Below are 17310 nucleotides of genomic sequence, written 5' to 3'. Positions count from 1 at the left end.
AGTAACGTCGGATTCGCGTAATGTCGGAACACGCGCGTTGAACTTTTTTACGCGACATGACTCCAATGAGACTTGAATTGACAATAAAACAATTTTTATAAACTTACCCGCCTTCATCAGTGCAGCAACAGACTACCCCTGTGCTTGTACGAAGTCTTCAAAAATAGAGGAAAAAATGAAACGTAGCTTAATCTCTTTGGCCGTGTTGGCCACCATTACATTAGGTGCTCAATTGCCTGCTTTGGCAGTACCTGCAGCCGCTTCCGTGGTTGATTTCAATAAAGTAACTTCGCAATTGCCACGCGGCGTGCGTCCTCTGCATTACGATGTGTCTGTGACGCCAAACGCCAAAGAGGCCAAGTTTAGCGGTAAGGCGAATATCAAAATTGAAGTCAGCAAGGCGAGCAATACCATCACCTTGCACGCCCTCGATATGAGCTTCAAGAATGTGAGCCTAGTCGACAACAAGGGCCGCAAAGTCGGCGGTGAAGCGAAAGTCGAGATCGACGCTAAAGCACAAACCGTGACCTTCAACTTCGGCCAAGAGATCGCTAAAGGGCAGTACCAATTGAGCATGGAATACGATGGCATCATCGGTACTCAAGCAGTAGGCTTGTTCTCGTTAGACTACGATGCAGATGGCGCGAAGAAACGTGCGCTCTACACGCAATTCGAAAACTCTGATGCACGTCGCTTCATGCCTTCATGGGATGAGCCAGTGTTCAAAGCGACGTTCAATCTTGATGTGACCATTCCGAGTGAGCACATGGCGGTCAGCAATATGCCAGCCTTGGAAAAGAAAGATCTCGGTAACGGAAAAACTTGGGTTAAGTTCGCGACTTCTCCAAAGATGTCGACCTACCTTTTATTTCTGAGTGTAGGTGATTTCGAACGTGCCACAATCAAAGCTGAAGGCACTGAAATTGGTGTAGTCGCGAAGCGTGGCAGCTTAGAACAAGCGCGTTATGCGCTCGATGAATCAGCGGGTGTACTGCGTTACTTAAATGATTACTTCGGTGTGCGTTATCCATTGCCTAAGCTCGATAACGTCGCAGCACCAGGACAAAGTCAATTTTTCAGTGCGATGGAAAACTGGGGCGCGATTTTCACCTTCGAAAGTGCTTTGCTGCTCGATCCAAAGTACTCCACACAAGCGGACAAAGAACGCGTATTCGTGACTGCGGCACATGAAACAGCGCATCAATGGTTCGGTGATTTGGTGACCATGCAATGGTGGGATGACTTGTGGCTCAATGAAGGTTTTGCTTCATGGATGGAAAACCGCATCATGCAGCGTTTGCACCCAGAATGGTTGCCAGAGTTTAATGCGATTGGAGTACGTGAATCGGCGATGGGCCCAGATTCCATGAAGACTACGCACCCAGTGGTACAACACATCGAAACCGTAGAGCAAGCGAACCAAGCTTTTGACACCATCACCTACCAAAAGGGTGAAGCGGTGATCCGCATGCTTGAAAACTATGTCGGCGAAGACGCATGGCGTAAAGGTGTGCGTGCGTATATGAAAAAACATGCCTACAGCAGCACGGTCACTAAAGACTTCTTCGATTCCATTGAAAAAGCAGCAGGTAAGCCAATTAAGGCCATCGCTAAAGATTTTACTGAGCAACCTGGCGTACCCTTGATTCGTGTCGATGACGTCGTCTGTAAAAATGGCAAATCGATTGTCAGCTTGTCGCAGTTGGAATTCTCTCGTGATGAACCAAATCGCGCGGCTAAGAGCTGGCAAGTGCCAGTCGTTGCGCAAGTGGCAGGCACCAAAGTGCAAGGACGTACTTTGGTCGTGAATGGTAAAGGTAGTTTGCAATTGCCCGCTTGTGGCACGGTGGTCGTCAACGCTGGGCAAAATGGTTATTACCGCACCATGTATGCGCCAGCGGTGTTCTCCAATTTGGCAAAGAATTTCTCTAGTTTGAGCGCGATTGATCAAGTTGGTGCATTAGCAGACAGCAATGCGATGGCGATCGCGGGTCAACAACCCGTGGCCAATTTCTTAGATTTGGCTAGTTCAACGCCAGATGAGGCGAGCGTGCACGTGTGGAGCGCAGTCGCTGGTCGCCTTTCTGGGTATTTGGCCTTCTTAAAAGGTGATGAAGAACGCACCAAGAAATTTAAGCAATTTGCCCGTGCTAAATTGACACCGATGATGAACAAATTAGGTTGGGAGGCAAAAGCAGGCGAGCCAGATTATCTCGCTAACTTCCGTGCTGAAATGATCGGCATCATGAGTGGCCTAGAAGACCCTGCAACGCTGGCAGAAGCCCAACGCCGTTTCTTAGCAATGGATACAGATCCAAAGGCAGCCCCAGCTTCACTGCGTTTCTTGATCTTAGCAATCGTCGCACGCAATGCCGATGAAACCACTTGGAATGCTTTGCGTGAACGCGCACAGAAAGAAAAATCGGCAATGGTGAAAGACAGTTTGTATGCCTTGTTGGCCACGGCGAAGAACAAAGACTTAGCGAAACGCGCTTTGGATTTAGCCTTGACCGATGAACCAGGTGCGACAACCAGCGCTAGTATGATTCGTACCGTGGCTGGTGAGCATACTGAAATGACCTTCGACTTCGCCATGGCCAATTTGGCTGCAGTCAATGCGAAAGTTGATGCAACTTCACGCAGTCGCTACTTCCCAGGCTTGGCAGCGGGAGCAAGCAATTTGGCAGTTATCGATAAATTGCAAGCCTATGCCAAAGACAACCTCGATCCGAGTTCACGCGGTGAAGTTGAACGTGTCATTGGCAGCATCAAAACACGTCTCAAGATCCGTGAAGAACGCGCACCTGCTGTGAAAGCATGGGTCGATGCGAATGTAAAAAGCTAAATAGTCGCCAATGACTTCCGCTGTAAGCGGTGGTGTAAAAATAGAAAGCCGCCCTCGTCAGACAGGGCGGTTTTTTTATATGGCAATGATTTTTCGATTATTTACAATTATTGCGGAGTATTTAGACGCAGGGCGACCTTGAAAGCTTGCAACTTACGCTGTGCTGAATAATACTTCTAGGAAACAATTCCTAAACGTTGCCGTAGGTGGCGTAAGACATTACCCAAACCACGACCGTTCAGTCACGATTCGGGAGGCTAACAATGCGAAACCAAGTGAAAATCGTAAGGCGAGAAAAACAAGCCTCTATCATCTCTCGCTTGCATTGCCTTCCTATGATTGTTCAACTGTGTCGCCTTGTCTGCTTTACAGGCATTTTGTCGCTGCTCAGTAACCATGCGTTTGCGAATATCTTGTCGATGAAAACCGACAGTAATACGCTGCGCGTGGGGCAAGCTTTCACTGTGCAGGTTCAAGTCAAAACCAGTTGGTTAGATCCCAGCGCCTGTCGTTGGCAGATTCGCCAAGATGGGCAGGTCTTCGACGACGTCGAAAAAGGCCCTCACTTTGAACGGACTCATGTGTCTTGGCGTATGCGCAACTTGCATGGCATGGCGATTAGTTGGCAATCGGGTGAAATCGATGATGATCAATTTCACTTTGATTGGGTGTTCTACACGCCGGGCCAACATCGTCTAACATTTGTGAAGCAAGGCAGTAGTTGTCCTATCGAACGCGATGTCGAGTTGGTGGTCAATGTCGCTAATGATTATTCCGCCATGGATTGGTATCTGCTGGCTCGACCTGAAAAGGCAGTCAGCAAGAAACTCAATGGCGACTATTTTTATACAGGAAAAGAAAGTCGTGTGCGGTTGATGATGGACGAGGCTGTGAAGATTCGTTCAGAACGGGCTTATCGCGAACTTGATCCGCAGGCGTGGTCCGATATCAATAAACTTGTGCTGGCGCCATTTTTGAAAACGGTCAATGTCGACCAGTTTGAAATCGTGAACGTCGAGGACATACAGGAGTGGATACGAAATTGGGACCAACGCTCGCCAGAAAGCCGCTTTCTCATCCTAAGTGGCGAACGCATTGAACAATTGCGAGCTTTGCTCAAGTCGGGTGAGATGGTGGCGGTCGGTAACATCAGTGGCAATAAGATTGCCCAGTACTACCAAAATCGAAAACAGGAAATTGCTCAACAAAAGGTGAACGATGCAAATCAACATGCGCAACGTCAGCAACAAGTGCAGCAAGTCTTGAATGAAAAGCAGGATGGCATATTGGCTGTTCGCCAAGTGAAACCACTGACCTCAGATACTGTGGCGCGCGTCTGTGCCAAACGAAACGTGAGTTCGGATGGAATGTTGATTGAGGCGTATCGTTGGACCACCGATTTTTCTAATTGGAGCCGCGCTCCAAGGTCAAAAAATTTTGAGGGTATCTACGAAAATCTTGACGAACTGTTTGCAGCGTTTAAAACTGGTCATTGTCATAGCATGGTGATTACATTGGCCGAAGCGAAAATTCTATTAGAGGCCCTAAAACGTGATCAATTCCCTCACGAACTTTTTGAAGTGCGGGAAGAAGCTGCTCTGCTAAATTCGGTGAAAGATCGCTATGGCTATCAAACTTTGGAAGACGCGAAGTTATCCTTACGTTTGCGTCCACGAATGGATGCGGATGATGCTGCGCGCTTGAGAAAAGCAGGAATCCAACAACAGCAAGATTTCGATCAAGCCGTAAAGCGTATGGTCGCTAGCGGCTATGATACCGATACTCGCTACTGGAAGGTTGCCACATTTCTCGAAGATGAAATGACTGCAAAGGCTAAAAAAATCGCTGTGCCAGACGTTCGAAAAGCTAGAGAGAAACAAAAAGCTGTTGAGGCGACTGCAGAGAGAGAACGCTATGTGAAGAGTTATCCCTTCCAAGCAATTTTGACTTGTAACCATGGCAGCATGTCGAGCCTTCCGGTGTATATGTGTGTCATCGGAAAGAAAGTAGAGTCGCAAGTCTTGCTTCGGAATTGTGGTCATATCCGACAATTGGATTACACCACTTTGTCCTCGAATGAAGTACAGATCGAATTGTGCCCATCCTATGAGATTAAGGCGCAAAACGTATCTGAGTGGACTTTGCAGTTAGTGATTAAAGATAATCGTAGCGGCAAAGTGCTGAGTCAACAAAATGCACCGCGGTTCCGCTTTGTGCATGCTCGAAACTAAATCGAGGTAGCGTGACAGCCGTATTCGCTGAACCCATCTTTGGGCTCCATACCATCCCCCTCGACTAGTGGTGTGCGATTTCGCACCTACTTGTTCATCTTCGCACGTGGCGTGTGGACAGATCATTCTTCCTGCAATAAAAATTCTTCATAAGTGATTGAATTTAAAGCCTATTTGTTTTTTGTTGAAGCTGGCACGGGCTTTGCAACAGAGTTAGTTATTGCAAGAAGCTTAGGAGTCAGTGATGGATAAAGAAATCAGTCAAACCGTAATTCAGCAACGTCGCCGTAAGCAATGGATGGTCGCAGGCGCCGTTTTGCTGGTGATTTGCGGTGCGAGCTGGGGTCTCAATCGTGTCGCCACACAGTCAGCTGCATTATCCGATCTGCGTATCTCCGAGGTGAGAATCGGGCAAGTCGACAACACCATCAACGCCTCGGGTATTGTGATCCCCGTGCGTGAAGAACAGATTCCTAGCCCAGTACAAACACGGGTACGTAAAATCATCGCCAAAGCAGGGCAAACGGTCAAGGCTGGAGAATTGTTGATGGAACTCGATGACCAAACGGTGCGTGTTGCGATCGACAATTTACGCGAGCAAATTTCCCAACAAGATATCCGTGTACAAACCTTGAGCAATGAACTCGACGCTCAACTGAAACGTATCGCCAGTGAAATCGAACTTTTGGAATTAGATTTGCAAAGCAATAAAGTCAAACTGGCGCGCTTTCAAAAATTGGGGGCGAATGGCATCACTTCTCAGGTCGATTTACAAGCTGCCGAGTTAGCGGTAAAGCGTAACGAAGTGCAATTGCGTCAGCATAGAGAATCTCTGGTCGACACCCGCAAGACCACCAGCAGTAATATTGAAAGTGCGCGTTTGCAGCGTTCGATCTTCCAAAAACAAATGGAACTCCAACAAAGCTTATTAGCGCAAACGCAAGTCAAAGCGCCGTTTGACGGCTTGTTAACGTGGGCACTGACCGACGAAGGTAGTAGTGTGAATACTGGGCAAATGATAGCAAAGGTCTCAGAGCTTCGTAACTTCCGTGTCGAAGCGAGCGTGTCGGATTTCTATGCACGTTATTTGAACCCCGGCCAATCGGTGCGTGTTGAGTACAGCGGCCAAATGATTAAAGGTGAAGTGCAAACAATTTTGCCTGAGATTCAAAACGGCACCGTGAAGTTGTTAGTGAGCTTGGCCGAACCCAATCATCCTGCTTTGCGCCATAAATTACGGGTTGAAACTAATATCGTCACCGACCAAAAAGATAAGACCATGGTGGTCGACATGGGGCCTGCAATTAATGGCAAAGGGCGTCAAGATGTGTATGTGTTAGAGGATGGGCGTGCAGTCAAGCGCAATGTGGAGTTTGGTTTAAATGACGGCAAACATGCCGAAGTATTGTCCGGTGCGGGCTTACGCGCTGGGGATAAATTAATCGTATCAGACGTCAGCAAGTTCAAACATCTCGATAGTTTTCGAGTACGTTGATCACAAACGAAGATAAGAATTTAAAAAACGAAGAATTGAAGAATTGAAGAATTGAAGAATTGAAGAATTCAAAAATTTAAGCAAGGAAGAAACATGATCCAGTTAGAAAATGTCAGCAAGACCTACCAAACCGACAAGGTTGAAACCATCGCGCTACGCGACATCAATCTTCTGATCAACAAGGGCGAGTTTGTCTCCATCATGGGCCCCAGCGGTTGTGGCAAGAGCACCTTACTCAATTTATTAGGGCTGCTTGATCGACCAGGTGAGGGCAAGGTCAAGATCGCGGGCCAAGAATTGCATCAGTGGGGCGATAAAGATCTGGCAAAGATGCGTAATAAAACTTTCGGCTTTATCTTTCAGAGCTTTCACTTGATTAATGATCTACGTGTGATTGATAACGTCGAATTGCCGCTCTTGTACCGCAAAACCAGTGCTAAACAAAGACGTGAATTGGCGGAGCAAGCCTTGGCCAGTGTTGGTTTAAGCGCGCGTATGGAACACTATCCCAATCAACTCTCTGGTGGACAGCAACAGCGGGTTGCGATTGCCCGCGCCATGGTTGGTCAACCCGATATCCTCCTTGCCGACGAACCGACAGGAAATCTCGACAGCCACATGGGTTCGGAAGTAATGGATATTCTTCTCAAACTCAATCAGCAAGGAACTACCGTGGTGATGGTCACACATGATGAACGCCACGCCAAACAAAGTGGTCGCATCATTCGTGTGTTTGATGGTCAGTTGGTTGCCTAGGAATCGCTATGTTAAAGAGTTATTTATTAATGGCCAGTAAAGTGTACTGGCGGCGCAAGATGTTCACGGCGATCAACTTGATGTGTATCGTCTTGACCTTGGCGGTGCTATTGGTGGTCACAGCGGTGATGGAACATAGCTTTGCGCCTTCGGGTGTGGATGTGAATCGAGATCGTCTTGTTCATGTTGATTCCTATTTAAAGCTCAGTAAGAATTATCTGGAGATTAATGGCCTTGGCTTTAAGCTCATCGATCAATATTTAAAACCAGCTAAACATGCGGAGAAAGTTAGTGCGTTGACACGGGCAATACCGGTCGCAGTGTATCAAGATAATCGTGTTGAAAAATTATCGATGGTCTTCACCGATGAGATCTTCTGGGACATTTATAGCTATCGTTTAAAGGAGGGTCGATTCTATACCAGGGAGGATGTTGATCAAGGTCGTTTCTTAATTGTTCTTAATACTAGGATCGCGCACAAACTCTTTGGTGAACAAGCAGCACTCGGAAAAAAAATCAACGTCAGAGGCTACCAGTATGAAGTCGTTGGCGTAGTTGATGACCTGCTAGGGGCAAATGGTGAGGCAAAGATGTGGGCACCATTGACGACAGCGCCAACAAGTTCATATAGCAAAGGTTTAGAGGGCGATTTTTCTGCTGTGTTGCTAGCAAAGAGTAGCTCTGCGGTTCCATTACTTAAGCAAGAGATTTTGGAGCAGGGGCGAAATATTAAGGAAGAGGATCCGATAAAGTGGCCAAAAACTTTGTTGTTTGCGAATACCCGATTCGATAGGTTTGCGCGTGGCTTTTCAAGCGATTTTCGTAGTGAAGATTCAGGTGCTGAGCAAGTTTTTGCTTCTATAGTTGCATTGATGTTTATCTTTATGCTGTTGCCAGCCTTGAATCTCGTGAACTTGAATCTTGGACGAATGATGGAGCGAAGCGTTGAAATTGGCGTTCGCAAAGCATTCGGCGCATCGAGATTTGAATTGGTGGCGCAGTTTCTCGTTGAAAATGTAGCACTTTCCTTAATCGCATGCGTTATCTCATTGATAGTCACTGAGGGATTCCTGATGTGGATTAACTCCACAGGAATCGTTCCAGATCTGAAACTGAGTGTGAATGCTGCCGTTTTTGGTTACGGAGTCTTGATGACGATTATTTTTGGTATTGTCTCTGGTGTATTACCTGCGTGGCGGATGGCAAAACTCGATCCAGTATTTGCCTTGAAAGGAAATGCATAATGCTAAAGCATCTATGGAAATTGCTTTGGAAGCGCAAAGCTAAAAATGCCATGATCAGTTTTGAGATTCTCTTGATCTTCGTCGTTATTTTCGGTGTGGTGGTGGGGGCGATGTACAACTACCAACTCTATAATCAACCGCTGGGTTTTAAATCGGAAAATAGATGGCGCGTGAACTTCGGCCTCACTACAGAGGGTCTTGAGAAACCGGTGCCACAGGCACACCTCGTTGATCAATTTCGACGAGCGATATCTTCGTTGCCAGAGGTGGAGGCTGTGAGTTTTATCCAGTTTGAGCCCTACAATACTTCAGGCTTTAGTCGCGGTTTCCGTCGAATTGACAGCGAACAGAAAGTCGATACGTATTCATTGTCTGCTGATGATATGGCACAGAAAACTCTAGAAATTCGACAGGTTTCTGGTCGTTGGTTTTCAGAGCTGGATGAGAATAGCGGCGAAGCTTCCGCTGTGATCAATCGAGAATTAGCAAAGAATTTATTTGGTGGTGAAGATCCGCTGGGAAAGCTCATCACAAATTCAGATCCCTATGATAAAACAACCGTGGTTTATCGAGTAGTCGGAGTAATTGACGACTATCGATACATCGGAGAATTTAAGGCACCAGGGAATATCGTTATTTTTAGACACTCTGCGCTTAGTGAATCGCCGCTCAGCAATATAGTCGTTAAAGTCAAAGCTGGCACGCCACGTAATTTTGAAATCAAGCTGTATCAACAGTTGCGTTTGGTACGAAACAATATTGACTACGACATCGTGTTGCTAAGTGAGGCGCGCGACGAAATGTTGCGACAAAAAGCCATCTTCTTCATCCCACCAGTGATGATTGCTGGCTTCTTGCTGATCATGGTCTGCTTCGGTCTGTTTGGCGTTCTCTGGCAAAACGTCAATAGCCGTATCCCTGAACTTGGTTTGCGTCGCGCAGTGGGGGCGAGTAGCGCTCAGATTTACGGGCAAATTGTGACGGAACAGGTGTTATTGAGTAGCTTGGCTATGGCGGTGGGAATGCTGTTTCTGATACAGTTACCTTTTACTGGCATATTTGCTAAGTTTATGGACTGGAGTAGTTTTTTCCTGTCGGCTGGCATTGCAATGGCGATTATTTATGCGGTGTCGATTACCTGTGCACTCTATCCAGCCTGGATGGCGAGTCGTATGAGCCCGACAGATGCTTTGCACTACGAATAAACATTTGATTGAAAGAGGCGGAATAATTGTCTTCACAAACTATTCTCATTGTTGATGATGACGAGTCAGTTCAAGTATCGCTGGCGTTGCTGCTTAAGCAAAACGGCTTCGCCACCAAGACTTGCGACGAGCCAGCGCGAGCTCTGACTATCCTCGAGCAAGAAAAGATCAGCCTAGTCTTGCTCGATATGAATTTCTCGCTAGAGACCAGCGGTGAAGAAGGTTTAGCCTTGATGGCGGAGATTCACCGTCGTCATCCAGATTTACCGGTGTTGTTAATGACGGCTTGGGGCTCGATCGCTTTAGCGGTGAAGGGTGTAAAAGCCGGTGCTGCGGACTTCTTTACTAAGCCTTGGGATAACGCGAATCTACTGCAGTTGATTCAAACGACAATCGCCTTAAAAGAAGAAGCGCCAGCTGCGCGCCTGACACGTCAACAACTCGATAGCCAATATGAGTTTTCCGACATTATTGGTGAGCATCCAGAATTATTGAAAGTCTTGGCCACTATTGGGCGTGTCGCCAAGACCAGCGCTTCGGTCTTGATTTTAGGGGAGAGTGGCACCGGCAAAGAGTTGATCGCCGACGCCATTCACCGCAATAGCCCGCGTGCGAGCAAAGAAGTGGTCAAGGTCAATATGGGCGCGATCACTTCCTCTTTGTTTGAAAGCGAGATGTTTGGTCACGTGCGCGGTGCCTTTACCGATGCTAAAACTGATAGAAAAGGGCATTTCGCCACATCGCATTTAGGTAGTTTGTTTCTCGATGAAGTTGGTGAGCTTAATCGGGCGGATCAAGTCAAGTTATTACGCGTATTGCAGACTCAAACCTACCAGGTTTTGGGTTCAAGCAAAACTGAGAAGGTCGATGTGCGCATCATTTCTGCGACCAATCGCGAGCTGGCAGAACAAGTGGCCAGTGGCGATTTTCGTGAAGACTTATTTTATCGATTAAATCTGATCACATTGCGACTTCCACCGCTACGTGAACGTCGCAGTGATATTCCTTTGTTGGCACACCGCCTGATGCATCAACTGTGTGAGACCTATGGCATGGAAGCGGTGCAGCTGGGGCAATCTGCGATTGATTGGTTGAGTCAGCAGCAATGGCCGGGCAATATTCGGCAACTCAAACAAAGTCTAGAGCGTACCTTGCTGCTGGTCGGTAAGCCCGTGCTCGAGAAAGCAGATTTCTTGTCGGTAGAAGAAGAGAGCGGAGCTCAAGAGTGCCGTGAAACCTCGATGTTCTCAGGCATGACGCTCGATCAAGTGGAACGTCACATGATAGAAAAAGCGATGGAAGAACATCAAGGCAATCTTTCGCGTGTTGCCAAAGCTTTGGGGCTAAGCCGGTTTGCTTTGTATCGCCGTTTAGAGAAACATCAAATTACTACAACAGAAGGTGAAACGCCTGCTGATAAATTTGGTGAGGAAGTCAAGTGAGCTTGCAGCGACGCCTCCAGCTTTATCTTTTCTTTATCCACGCGATTTTTTTCGGGCTCGCACTGTGGCTCTTACATCAGAAACCAGTTGTCGTGGTGCTGATAGAGGTCGCGCTGATCGCTAGCTTTGGGCTTGGCTACTGGTTGTTGAATAAGGCACTGTTACCCATCGATTTCAGTCGCCGGTTTAAAGATTTACTTCACGATGAAAACTATGCTGCGCGGATGAAGTCCAGTAGCAACAAGGAAGTGAATGAATTGGTTGGTCTGTTTAACCGCATGCTCGATGGTCTGTATCAAGAGCGTTTGCGGGTCGGCGAACAACGCGGCTTTCTTGATCAATTGCTTGAGGCAACACCAGGCGCCGTTGTGGTGTTTGATTTTGATGGCAAGGTCAGTTTATTCAATGCCTTCGCCAGCCAGTTGTTTGGTACGCAAATTCAAGCTGGTCAAAGTCTAGGACAGGGAAACGAAAGAATTTCCCGTTTCGTCGAAGACCTAAAGACGGTCGTGGTAGGTGAGAGTCAAGTGCTGAGCAATGAAGAGGGACGTCGTTTTCGGTGCCAGCGCAGTCAATTTGTGGACCGTGGATTTGCTCGTGAATTCTTATTGATCGATGAAATCACGGAAGAGCTCGCCAGCTCGGAGAAGGCCACCTATGAAAAACTGGTGCGGGTATTGGCACATGAAGTGAATAATACTGTGGCCGCCACTGGTTCGGTATTAGAGTCTCTGCTGTTCTATCGCCAACAACTGCTGGAAGAAGACGCAAACGATTTTTCGACAGCAATCGGTGCTGTACAGCGCCGTAATCGCACCTTAGGTCAATTCATTGCTCGCTTCACTGAAGTCGTCAAAATGCCAGAAGTACAATTGCATGCAAACGATATCGCGGAAATGGTTGAAGCGGCGATGATCTTGTACCGGCAACGCTGTGCCGAACGCGGCATACGTTTGGCCTGGGGTATCAAACACGATGTGCCATTGCAAAGCGTAGATCATCAATTATTCGAGCAAGTGCTTCTCAATATCGTCAAGAACGCGATTGAATCGGTCGAATCAGCGCAAGCCAAAGTGCCCGATCATCCCGCTTTCGTGCAAATTGATTTGTGCTTGGATGCCGAACCTGGTGGTGTTCGCTTGTCGATTATCGATTCAGGTAAAGGCTTACAAAATATTCCTACAGCGCAATTGTTCACACCTTTCTTCACCACCAAGAAAGGCGGGCAGGGCATAGGTTTGATGTTTGTGCGCGAAGTCCTCAATCGCCATGGCTTTACTCATCGTTTGGCAGAAAATGCACAAGGTGATACTCAGTTTGATATCGTTCTGAAAGCGTAGTTCTATTTCTTTATAAATTGCTTTCGATGGCTTCTCATTGTGCCGATTCGTGGACAAAAGCCACAGACCAAGCTGCTCGGCTCCGCTATAATTCTTCTTGTCTCGCTACCTTGAGTAGCGACATCACATAACAAGAATCATCAGGAATAAGAAATTGGCTAAGCTTTATTTTCGCTACTCGGCAATGAATGCCGGCAAGTCCACTGCACTATTACAAGTTGCGCATAATTACGAAGAACAAGGGCAGAAAGTCTGCCTTTACACCGCTGCGATCGATAATCGTTATGGCACAGGAAAAATTACTTCTAGACTAGGCCCGCAGCGCGAGGCAGCTATTTTCGATGCGGAATTTGATTTTTTTGAGAACGCGCCAGCTGTCAGTTGTATTCTAGTGGACGAAGCGCAATTTTTGTCGCCAGCTCAAGCACGTCAATTACACAAGCTTGCTCACGTGCGCGGTATTCCTGTGATCTGCTATGGTTTGCGCAGTGATTTCCTTGGCGAGCCATTTCCAGGTTCTAGCTACTTGATGACACTGGCCGACACCATCGAAGAGCTCAAAAATATCTGTACCTGCGGAAAGAAGGCAACCATGAATATCCGTGTCGACGAACATGGAAAGCGCATGACTGCGGGTGAGCAAATTTCTATCGGTGGTAATGATCGTTATCACCATGTCTGCGGACGTTGTTTCTACCACGGCTAAGTTTGATTTACGGATTAAACTTCAATTCCCGCAGACAAGCCTAAAAGTCACTGTATCCCTGCCTTCGCAGGGATGACAGCTCAAGGGCTGCTTGCCTCCATCGCTGCGCTTAGAAACCTAACGAGCGCCTTTAAAGTGCTTCTGACCGTCATTTTGATGCCGCCCAGCGACTTCTTTCTCTTCCTGTTTTTGTCGTAATGATTGCGCATCCGTCACAGGCGGAGCGTGCGACTTGTTTGGTTTCTGGTTTTGCGCGGGTGTTTTCTTACTCATGATTCTCTCCTTTGGATGGAATTGACATTAAAAGCATTGACTCACTGGATGACATCAATACTACGGCCCACGATAGAGCAATGAACCAACGAATTGTCCTTCCTGCGAAGGCAGGAATCCAGTGTCTTTTGCCGACGAAAGTCGAATTGTTGACTTCCAAATAGAGTCTGCCCAAGACTCATCTCAACAACTGTTCCTTATCGAACATAGTAAGAGATTTCCACGAATGTAGATTCGTCTCTATCTGAGGTTTTCCCGTATTCGTCGCCCATTTTTCGGTTTGGTCGGTTCCTGCGCGACAGCGTGCTCACGCTTCTTTAATCTGCGAATGCACTGGCACTCATTTCGAAAAATACCCCTCAGCTGCCGGTCTGAGCAACTAATGAATCGGAAAATAAAATGACACTCTCAAGAATATGGAATCGTATGGCTTCAGCGTTAATGCTGGCCGCAAGTTTATTCAGCGCTGGTTCAGCTTTGGCGGATCGTGGCCCTGCTACGGCAGAAGAAAAAGAGCGCGTGGTGAAGTTGGCTGCGGCTGCAGATAAAGACCCTATTGGTGTGATGCGATCGCCGGAGGGGCGTTGGTTTGAAAAATGGTCAGACGAAGTGCCTGATTATATGTTCGGCCCAGATGCTGGCGTGTTTTGGTTTCATAACGGAGTCGCGAAGGCAGATCTAGCTCGTGTTTTACGTTTTCATCATGGCGTAAGTGCAGCAGCATTTCAGGTGCAAAAGAACATTACCGATCCAATGAAAGATGCTGCGGCAATGGAAGCCAAAACAATTGCTGGTGTTGAGGGCCTATTGCGCGCCTACGAGAGTTTGGTTGCGAAGAATCCTGAAAATCGTGTACCAGCAATCGATGATCTGTTAGTGATTCGCGACAAAGGTGGACTTCGTGATTTCGTTAATAAATTACCGCCTATGCCTAAGCGTTAATCCCGGTCGCCAAACTTTATTTCGCTAGGAAAAATCATGTCATTCATCCGTCGCCAATGTGCGAAAAGCTTATTGGTATTGTGTGCCGCAAGTGCATATTTCACAACCGTATTTGCGCAAGAACTCGATGCGCAGCGCTTAGCACCTAAGGCTGATGCGCATCGCTTGCTCATTAACGAAGTCGACCGTGGTCAAACTTTACTGCGCAATTTGGAAGAAATGTGCGATGGCATAGGTCCGCGCTTAACAGGCTCGATTGAGCTACGTCGTGCCCAGCAATGGGCGATGGCTAAGCTAAGCGCCTATGGCGCGATTGATGTGCATGAAGAAGCCTATGATATGGGTAAGCCTTGGGTTCGCGGGCAAAGCAGTGCACGTCTATTGAACGCCAATCAGCAAGCGATCAATATGGTACAAAGAGCGTGGACTACGTCTTCGACAGGTAAGGTGCGCGGTGATGTTGAAATCTTGAAGGCGCAGAGTTTGGACGAGCTTCGCGCGGCCATTCCAAGGATCAAAGGGAAAATTGTTCTGGCATTGGCATTGCCTAGCCCGAATGCAGAACAGAAGAAAAATCTGGCTTTGTTTTCGCAGGAATACAATGCCATCATCAGTGAGGCGAACATGGCAGCAGTGCTGTTTATCTCAGAACGTGAAGGCAGTATTCTCGATATGAACGGCAGCCCCAAGGCGCGTTTGAAACATAATGTCGGAATCATTGGAAAGGAACATGCAAACCTTTTGCAACGTTTGATCGCTAGAGGTATCAAGCCAAAACTGGAATTACAATTTGGCGGGAAGTTTAGCCCACAACCTGCGCTTGCTTATAACGTGCTTGCAGATATTCGAGGTTCTGAGTTACCTGATGAGATGCTCATCATTGGTGTCCATCAAGACTCTTGGGATTTAGCCACGGGAGCGACTGATAACGGTGTAGGCGTGGTGTTAGCGATGGAAGTTTTGCGCGGTATTCAGGCAAGTAAATTGCCCATCAAACGCAGTCTGCGCGTGGTTTTATTTTCGGGCGAGGAGCAAGGTTTGATGGGAAGTAAAGCCTATGTGGAGAGGCATCTCGCCGAGATGCCCAAGGTTCAGGCAATGCTCACAGTCGATGCCGGGGCGGGGCGTATTATCGGCTTCCCTGATATGCAAGTGGATGCTTGGTATTCCGCATTGAGTGAAATCGCGGCGAATACGAATGGCTTGCATCAACTTGATATCGTTTATGCGCATTCTAAGGGCTCAGATCATGAGAGCTTTTATGAGCGTGGTGTTCCAGCATTTTCGGCGATACAAGAGCCTCTCGATTATATGAGCCACACTTGGCATAGTGAAGTCGATACCATTGACCACGTTAAGCCTGAGTATCTAGTTCATAACGCCAAGGTCTTGGGATTGTTAAGCTTGTCGCTGTTGAACGCGCCCAAGTTACCGCATCAAGCAAATCCGAAGTCACCTTAGTGCTGAGTGGCTGCCATGATTTGATCAAGTACATCGATAGGTAAGGGGCCATATTTTAAGACATCGTGATGAAATTGACGGATGTCGAACTGTGGCCCCAATCGTTTCTTTTGCTGCTCACGTAGCTCGCGGAATTTCACTGCCCCTAACTTGTACGTAATGGCCTGTACTGGCCAATTGCGTACACGACTAATTTCTCTATCGGCCAAACTAGGCAACATCGGTAATTTGCTTTGCCAAAAATCTTTTGCTTGTTGTTCGCTCCAGTCGAAATGATTAATCCCCACATCGAGAATCACGCGAATTGAACGAACCAAGTTCCATTCTACTGCACCAAGTTCATCAGCATCGGTTTGATACAGCCCGAGTTCGTGACCATATTCTTCCACATAAGCCGCCCAGCCTTCGACGTAGGCCGCATAAAAACTGTGGGGAATTGTCGTGGTACAAGCAGCTTGCTTCACCGCATAGCGATTCTGAAAATGATGGCCTGGCGTGCTCTCGTGCAATAACAACCAGTCAAGGCTGCGCCTATCGTAATGTGACTTTGCTTTGTTGAAGTAGAAGGCACCTTCTTCTGGCAAATAATAGCCATCGACAGGAAAGCTCATGCCGCGATTGGAAGCACGAATCATCGGTGCTTGTACGCAGTTCGGTAGGAAAAGTTTACCGATATTCTGATAGACAATCGCTTGCCTTTGTTCATAGTCGGCTTGCGGTGTGGTGTCCTCTGGGTATTGAAAAGTGGAGCTATTCAGATAAGCATAGAATTCAGCATCGCGTCCTTCGTATCCCATGTTTTTTTGTAGTCGATGATAGTGTGCCAAGGCACGGTCCAGTTCAACATTGCCCATCTTGATCAAGTCTTCTGGACTGATGTCTGAGCTTAACCAGGCTTTGCGTAATAAACGATACCATTCTTTACCCATGCTGCTGTTGGCAAGACCTTTGTCTGACAGGACTGCTTTTTTTCCAAGCTGTCGATAAGCTTTTGCGGTGGCCAGTTTTTCACTCAGAAATTGCGTTTCATAATCGATCATGGCGAGTTGCGCTTTTTGGCATTCAGTCGCTTCTTCTAGTTTTCCCCCCATTGTGAACTGCTGTTTATCTCTCTTGAGGTTTTCTAAGAAACGAATTTGCGCTTCTTGGTTCTTTTCCTGAATTATTTTCTCGATCTGTTTTTGATAGGCGAACTCGACATCGCCACCTTGACCCAGTGCCTTAAAGTTCTTGCTGTACTTTGATAGATATTGGTCAATACGTCCAACGTCATTTGCAAAGCTAACACTGGACATGGAAAGGGCGACGCAAACGGTGAAACCGGTGAGTGTATTTTTCATCTGTTGTTGTGAAAGTGATCTATTGGATGT

The 17310-nt window shown here is 47.2% G+C and carries 13 protein-coding genes; 11 read left to right on the top strand and 2 right to left on the bottom strand.

The features are described from left to right. The first annotated feature begins 175 nt into the window (after positions 1–175). The 9 genes from H8K36_RS04620 to H8K36_RS04580 all read left to right on the top strand — a co-directional run bounded on the left by H8K36_RS04620 (position 176) and on the right by H8K36_RS04580 (position 13264). Positions 176–2845 carry a M1 family metallopeptidase gene (locus tag H8K36_RS04620; protein WP_186914865.1) on the top strand — a complete coding sequence of 890 codons (2670 nt, stop codon included), beginning with the start codon at positions 176–178 and terminating at the stop codon, positions 2843–2845. Between the two features lie 263 nt (positions 2846–3108). Continuing rightward, complete coding sequence (locus H8K36_RS04615) at positions 3109–5076, top strand: hypothetical protein (protein ID WP_186914866.1); 1968 nt, start codon at positions 3109–3111, stop codon at positions 5074–5076. Between the two features lie 244 nt (positions 5077–5320). Further along, complete coding sequence (locus H8K36_RS04610) at positions 5321–6571, top strand: efflux RND transporter periplasmic adaptor subunit (RefSeq protein ID WP_186914867.1); 1251 nt, start codon at positions 5321–5323, stop codon at positions 6569–6571. Positions 6572–6664: 93 nt separating this feature from the next. Then, positions 6665–7327: an ABC transporter ATP-binding protein gene (locus tag H8K36_RS04605; protein WP_186914868.1), complete on the top strand. Its 663-nt coding sequence runs from the start codon at positions 6665–6667 to the stop codon at positions 7325–7327. Positions 7328–7335: 8 nt separating this feature from the next. Beyond that, complete coding sequence (locus H8K36_RS04600) at positions 7336–8571, top strand: ABC transporter permease (RefSeq protein WP_186914869.1); 1236 nt, start codon at positions 7336–7338, stop codon at positions 8569–8571. Continuing rightward, positions 8571–9776: an ABC transporter permease gene (locus H8K36_RS04595; RefSeq protein WP_186914870.1), complete on the top strand. Its 1206-nt coding sequence runs from the start codon at positions 8571–8573 to the stop codon at positions 9774–9776. Before H8K36_RS04600 ends, H8K36_RS04595 begins: the two co-directional genes overlap by 1 nt. Before the next feature lie 26 nt (positions 9777–9802). Beyond that, positions 9803–11218, top strand: coding sequence for a sigma-54-dependent transcriptional regulator (locus H8K36_RS04590; RefSeq protein ID WP_186914871.1), 1416 nt, complete (start codon positions 9803–9805; stop codon positions 11216–11218). Continuing rightward, positions 11215–12558 carry a sensor histidine kinase gene (locus tag H8K36_RS04585; protein WP_186914872.1) on the top strand — a complete coding sequence of 448 codons (1344 nt, stop codon included), beginning with the start codon at positions 11215–11217 and terminating at the stop codon, positions 12556–12558. The genes H8K36_RS04590 and H8K36_RS04585 overlap by 4 nt, the downstream gene beginning before the upstream one ends. 154 nt (positions 12559–12712) lie before the next feature. Further along, complete coding sequence (locus H8K36_RS04580) at positions 12713–13264, top strand: thymidine kinase (protein ID WP_186914873.1); 552 nt, start codon at positions 12713–12715, stop codon at positions 13262–13264. A gap of 117 nt (positions 13265–13381) precedes the next feature. Here H8K36_RS04580 and H8K36_RS04575 read toward each other — a convergent pair whose 3' ends face one another. Next, positions 13382–13537 carry a hypothetical protein gene (locus H8K36_RS04575; RefSeq protein WP_186914874.1) on the bottom strand — a complete coding sequence of 52 codons (156 nt, stop codon included), beginning with the start codon at positions 13535–13537 and terminating at the stop codon, positions 13382–13384. Positions 13538–13963: 426 nt separating this feature from the next. On the opposite strand from H8K36_RS04575, the gene H8K36_RS04570 reads away from it, so the two are divergent. Both H8K36_RS04570 and H8K36_RS04565 read left to right on the top strand, forming a co-directional pair. Beyond that, positions 13964–14479: a hypothetical protein gene (locus tag H8K36_RS04570; protein ID WP_186914875.1), complete on the top strand. Its 516-nt coding sequence runs from the start codon at positions 13964–13966 to the stop codon at positions 14477–14479. Positions 14480–14515: 36 nt separating this feature from the next. After that, positions 14516–15940 (top strand): M20/M25/M40 family metallo-hydrolase, encoded by a 1425-nt coding sequence (locus tag H8K36_RS04565; RefSeq protein ID WP_186914876.1) that lies wholly within the window; start codon positions 14516–14518, stop codon positions 15938–15940. On the opposite strand, the gene H8K36_RS04560 is transcribed toward H8K36_RS04565, so the two are convergent. After that, positions 15937–17280, bottom strand: a complete 1344-nt coding sequence (locus H8K36_RS04560; protein WP_186914877.1) for a DUF885 domain-containing protein — start codon at positions 17278–17280, stop codon at positions 15937–15939. The two genes, H8K36_RS04565 and H8K36_RS04560, sit on opposite strands and share 4 nt — an antisense overlap. Positions 17281–17310 lie beyond the last annotated feature (30 nt).

It is taken from the genome of Affinundibacterium nitidum, assembly GCF_014284155.1.
Lineage (GTDB): Bacteria > Pseudomonadota > Gammaproteobacteria > Burkholderiales > Burkholderiaceae_D > Undibacterium > Undibacterium nitidum.
The sequence above is the reverse complement of the archived record's forward strand: the minus strand, read 5'-3'. Positions and strand labels throughout refer to the sequence as shown.

Coding starts and splice junctions, on each gene's coding strand:
- H8K36_RS04620 (WP_186914865.1), top strand. CDS start 176: ATGAAACGTAGCTTAATCTCTTTGGCCGTGTTGGCCACCATTACATTA.
- H8K36_RS04615 (WP_186914866.1), top strand. CDS start 3,109: ATGCGAAACCAAGTGAAAATCGTAAGGCGAGAAAAACAAGCCTCTATC.
- H8K36_RS04610 (WP_186914867.1), top strand. CDS start 5,321: ATGGATAAAGAAATCAGTCAAACCGTAATTCAGCAACGTCGCCGTAAG.
- H8K36_RS04605 (WP_186914868.1), top strand. CDS start 6,665: ATGATCCAGTTAGAAAATGTCAGCAAGACCTACCAAACCGACAAGGTT.
- H8K36_RS04600 (WP_186914869.1), top strand. CDS start 7,336: ATGTTAAAGAGTTATTTATTAATGGCCAGTAAAGTGTACTGGCGGCGC.
- H8K36_RS04595 (WP_186914870.1), top strand. CDS start 8,571: ATGCTAAAGCATCTATGGAAATTGCTTTGGAAGCGCAAAGCTAAAAAT.
- H8K36_RS04575 (WP_186914874.1), bottom strand. CDS start 13,537: ATGAGTAAGAAAACACCCGCGCAAAACCAGAAACCAAACAAGTCGCAC.
- H8K36_RS04570 (WP_186914875.1), top strand. CDS start 13,964: ATGGCTTCAGCGTTAATGCTGGCCGCAAGTTTATTCAGCGCTGGTTCA.
- H8K36_RS04565 (WP_186914876.1), top strand. CDS start 14,516: ATGTCATTCATCCGTCGCCAATGTGCGAAAAGCTTATTGGTATTGTGT.
- H8K36_RS04560 (WP_186914877.1), bottom strand. CDS start 17,280: ATGAAAAATACACTCACCGGTTTCACCGTTTGCGTCGCCCTTTCCATG.